The organism is Streptomyces alanosinicus, from assembly GCF_014650595.1.
Taxonomy (GTDB): Bacteria; Actinomycetota; Actinomycetes; order Streptomycetales; family Streptomycetaceae; genus Streptomyces; species Streptomyces alanosinicus.
In genome coordinates this window covers 1-4,234 of sequence record NZ_BMVG01000104.1, presented here as the reverse complement: position 1 = coordinate 4,234, position 4,234 = coordinate 1, and the positions used below count along the sequence as shown (strand labels likewise).

Annotated in this window: 1 protein-coding gene; it reads right to left on the bottom strand. The window is 72.1% G+C overall.

Annotated features, from left to right (window positions below; translation table 11 throughout):
* Nucleotides 1-4,234: type I polyketide synthase (locus IE277_RS46250; RefSeq protein WP_189960091.1), on the bottom strand; the 4,234-nt coding region annotated here is incomplete at both ends.

The following is a 4,234-nucleotide window of genomic DNA, read 5'->3' as shown; positions in this document are numbered from 1 at the left end:
CGGAAACACGAACGCAACCCGGTCAGCACCACCAGCGACCGCACCCCGCACCACACCCGCACCAGTCACCTCACCGGAAGCCAACACCCCCAGGCCAACGGCGAGTTCAGCCGACTCAGCACCCAACACCACCGCTCGGTTCCCGAACGCCGTACGAGTCGCCGCCAGCGACCACGCCACATCCACCGGCCGCAACCCACCCACACCAGCATCCACATACCGGCCCGCCTGACCGGCAAGCCCGTCCCCACCACGACCCGACACCACCCACGGCACCACACCACCAGCCACGAACACCGGCACAACGGCATCCTCCGGCTCAGGCTCGGACCCCGACCCCGACCCCGACCCCGACCCGGACCCAGACCCGGACCCGGACCCGACCGGAGCCTCCTCCAGCACCACATGCGCATTCGTCCCGCTGATCCCGAACGAGGACACACCCGCCCGACGCGGACGCCCCTCCGTCTCCGGCCACTCCACGGCCTCCGTCAGCAGCGACACCGCACCCGCCGACCAGTCGACGTGCGACGACGGGGCGTCCACATGCAGCGTGCCGGGTACGAGGCCCTGCCGCATCGCGAGCACCATCTTCATCACGCCGGCCATACCGGACGCGGTCTGCGTGTGCCCGATGTTCGACTTGAGCGAGCCGATGAGCAGCGGCCGTACGTCCGGCCGGTCCTGCCCGTAGGTCGCCAGCAGGGCCTGCGCCTCGATCGGGTCGCCCAGCCGCGTCCCTGTGCCGTGCGCCTCGACGACATCCACGTCACCGCCGGTGAGGTGAGCGTCGGCGAGAGCGGCGCGGATCACGCGTTGCTGCGAGGGGCCGTTGGGTGCGGTCAGGCCGTTGCTGGCGCCGTCCTGGTTGATCGCCGAACCGCGCACCACCGCCAGCACGGGGTGACCGTTGCGCCGTGCGTCCGACAGCCGTTCCAGCAGCAGCACACCCACGCCCTCGGCGAGGGAGAACCCGTCGGCGGCTTCGGCGAAGGGCTTGCAGCGTCCGTCGGGGGCAAGGCCTCGCTGACGGCTGAAGCCCACGAACGGCGCCGGGTCGGCCATGACCATCGCAGCCCCCGCCAGCGCCATCGAGCACTCGCCGGAGCGCAGGGCCCGTACCGCCAGATGCAGCGCGACCAGCGACGACGAGCACGCTGTGTCTACGGTCACCGCCGGTCCCTCCAGGCCGAGGACGTAGGAGACGCGGCCCGATGCGACGGCGGTCGAGGCGCCGGTGACGAGATAGCCCTCGGTACCGTCGGTGCTGCGGCTGAGCAGGGTGCCGTAGTTCTGGTCGGTGAGGCCGGTGAAGACGCCGGTGTTGCTGCCGCGCAGGGTCTTCGGGTCGATGCCGGCCCGCTCGCACGCCTCCCACGAGGTCTCCAGGAGCAGCCGCTGCTGCGGATCCATGGCCGCTGCCTCACGTGGGGAGATCCCGAAGAAGGCCGCGTCGAACTCCCCGGCGTCGTGCAGGAAGCCACCGTGCCGGACGTAGCTGGTGCCGTGCCGGTCGGGGTCGGGGTCGTAGAGCCGGCTCGTGTCCCAGCCCCGGTCGGCGGGGAAGCCGGTGATGACGTCCGCTCCGTCGGTGACGATGCGCCACAGGTCGTCGGGGGAGGCGATGCCGCCCGGGTAGCGGCACCCCATGCCGACGATCGCGATGGCGTCGTCGGTGGTGGAGTGGCCCGGCGAACCGGCATTGGCCACGAGCGGGTTCGGGTCCGGCTGCCGTGGTGCCGTGCCGTCGCCGAGCGCCAGTTGGCGGAGGTGGGCGGCGAGAGCGAGCGGAGTGGGGTGGTCGAAGACCACGGTCGTCGGGATCTTCAGTCCCGTACGGGAGGTGAGACGGTTGCGCAGTTCGACGGCGCTGACCGAGTCGAAGCCCAGTTCCTTGAACGCGTACGCGGCGTCGACGGCGTCCGCCGAGTCATGGCCGAGGACGGCGGCCGCCTCGGCTCGTACGAGATCCTGTACGAATCGCTCGTGTTCGGTGGCGGGCAGGGCCCCGAGCCGCTGGGCGAGGGTCGACGCCGCCGCAGTGTCCGCGTCCCCGCCGGCGTCCGCGCCCTGTCTGTCCCGTGCCCGGGCGCCGGTCGTCCCGGCGGCTCCGGGTCCGTTGTCCGGTTCCAGCGCGGCGATGAGCGGTGCGGGTCGGACGGCGCTGAAGACGGGCACGAAACGGGCCCAGTCGACGTCCGCGACGGCCACGACGCTGTCGTCGTGGTCCAGCGCCTCCTGCAACGCCACCATCGCCGGCTTTGGAGCGATGACGGGGATGCCTCGGCGGCGCAGCGGGTCGCGCATGTCCTCGGCGATCATTCCGCCGCCGTCCCAGGGACCCCAGGCCACCGAGAGCACCGGCAGCCCGCGCGTCCGGCGCAGGTGCTCGGCGAGGGCGTCCAGGGTCGCGTTGGCGGCGGCGTACGCAGCGTGGTCGGCGACGCCCCAGACGCCGGAGATGGAGGAGAAGAAGATCAGCGCATCGGTTTCGGCCGGGTCGAGGACCTCGGCGAGGTGCTGTGCGCCGGCGACCTTGCCCGCCGTTACCTCGGCGAACTCCGCCAGGCCGAGATCGGCGAGCGCCCCGAGGGTACCGACGCCGGCGGCGTGCACCACCGTGCGTACGGTACGGCCCTCCTCGCGCAGGGAGTTCAGCAGATCCGCCAGTGCCGCACGGTCGGCCATGTCGCAGGCGGTGACGGTCAACCGGGCGCCCAGCGCGGCGACTTCGGACTCCAGTGCCGCCAGGCCCGCTTCCTGGTCGCCGGTGGCACCGCGTCGGCTGACCAGGACCACCTCCTCGGCGCCGCCCTGTGCCAGCCATCGGGCGACATGCGCGCCGAGCGCACCGGTTCCGCCGGTCACGAGGGCGGTACCGCGGGGCCTCCAGGACCGCCCGGCGGCCGGGTTCGTCCGTTGCGCCAGCGAGGCCGGCACGAGACGCCGTACGAAGGTGCTGTTGGCGCGCAGGGCGACCTGATCCTCCGCACTGTCGCCGTACGCCGCCAATACGGCGCAGAGAGCATCGGCGTCCCGTCCCCCAGCCCGCCCGGGAAGGTCGACCAGCCCGCCCCAGCGCTCCGGGAACTCCAAGGCCGCTACCCTGCCCAACCCCCAGATGGCCGCCTGCGCCGGCCGGGAGACCGGCTCCTGGTCCCCCACGGCCACGGCACCTTGGGTGGCACACCACAAAGGCGCGCTCGCTCCGGCCCGTCCCAGAGCCTGGAGGAGGCAGACGGTGAGCGCGGCCCCGGTGGTCAGCACGGGATGACCGGGCAACGGGGCCTCGTCCAACCCGAGCAGCGACAGTACGCCGCTGAGGGGAGCCGCCGGGTCGGCCAACACCTCGTCGATCGCGGAGTCCAGAAGGTCGGCCTGGGCGTGGCGCGACGTGACTTCGAGTACGCGTACGTCGGCGCCGTGGCGAGTCAGCGCATCAGAGACGGAGGTGGTGAGGTCGGTGTCGGCGTGCTCCTGCGGGACGACGAGCAGCCAGCAACCGGTGACGGTCACGGCGGCACGGGCGCCTGGGCCGACCGGCTTCCAGACCACCTTGTACCGCCAGCCGTCCACCGCCGACCGGGCCACCTGGCCCTTGTGCCAGCTCGACAACGAGGGAAGGACTTCCGCCAGCCGGTTGCTGTCCGGCAGCCGGAGCGTGTCGGCGAGGGCTTCCAGGTCCTCGCGTTCGACCGCGTCCCAGAAGCGGGCGTCCACCTTCTGACCCGAGGTCAGGGCCTGGACGGGAGCGGTCTTCTCCAGCCAGTAGCGGCGGCGCTGGAAGGCATAGGTGGGAAGCGCGACCGTACGGGCGCCCTGGCCGGCAAGGACGGCGGTCCAGTCGACCGGGACACCGCGCACCCACGCCTCGGCCAGCGAGGTCAGGAAACGGTGGCCGCCGCCTTCGTTGCGGCGCAGACTGCCCACCACCACGGCCTGCGGGGCGGCCTCCTGGACCGCCATGCCCAGCACCGGATGGGAACTGACCTCCACGAACGCCGCATACCCCTGGTCGGCCAGACCCTGGACCGCATCCGCGAAACGCACCCGCTGACGCAGATTGCGATACCAGTAGCCGCCGTCCAGCCGGGCCATGTCGATGATGCCGGCCTCGGTGGTGGAGAAGAACGGCACCTGACCCGAACGGGGAGAGACAGGGGCGAGCACGTCCGCCAGCTCGGCCTCGATGTCCTCCACATGCCAGGTGTGGGACGCGTAGTCCACCGGAATA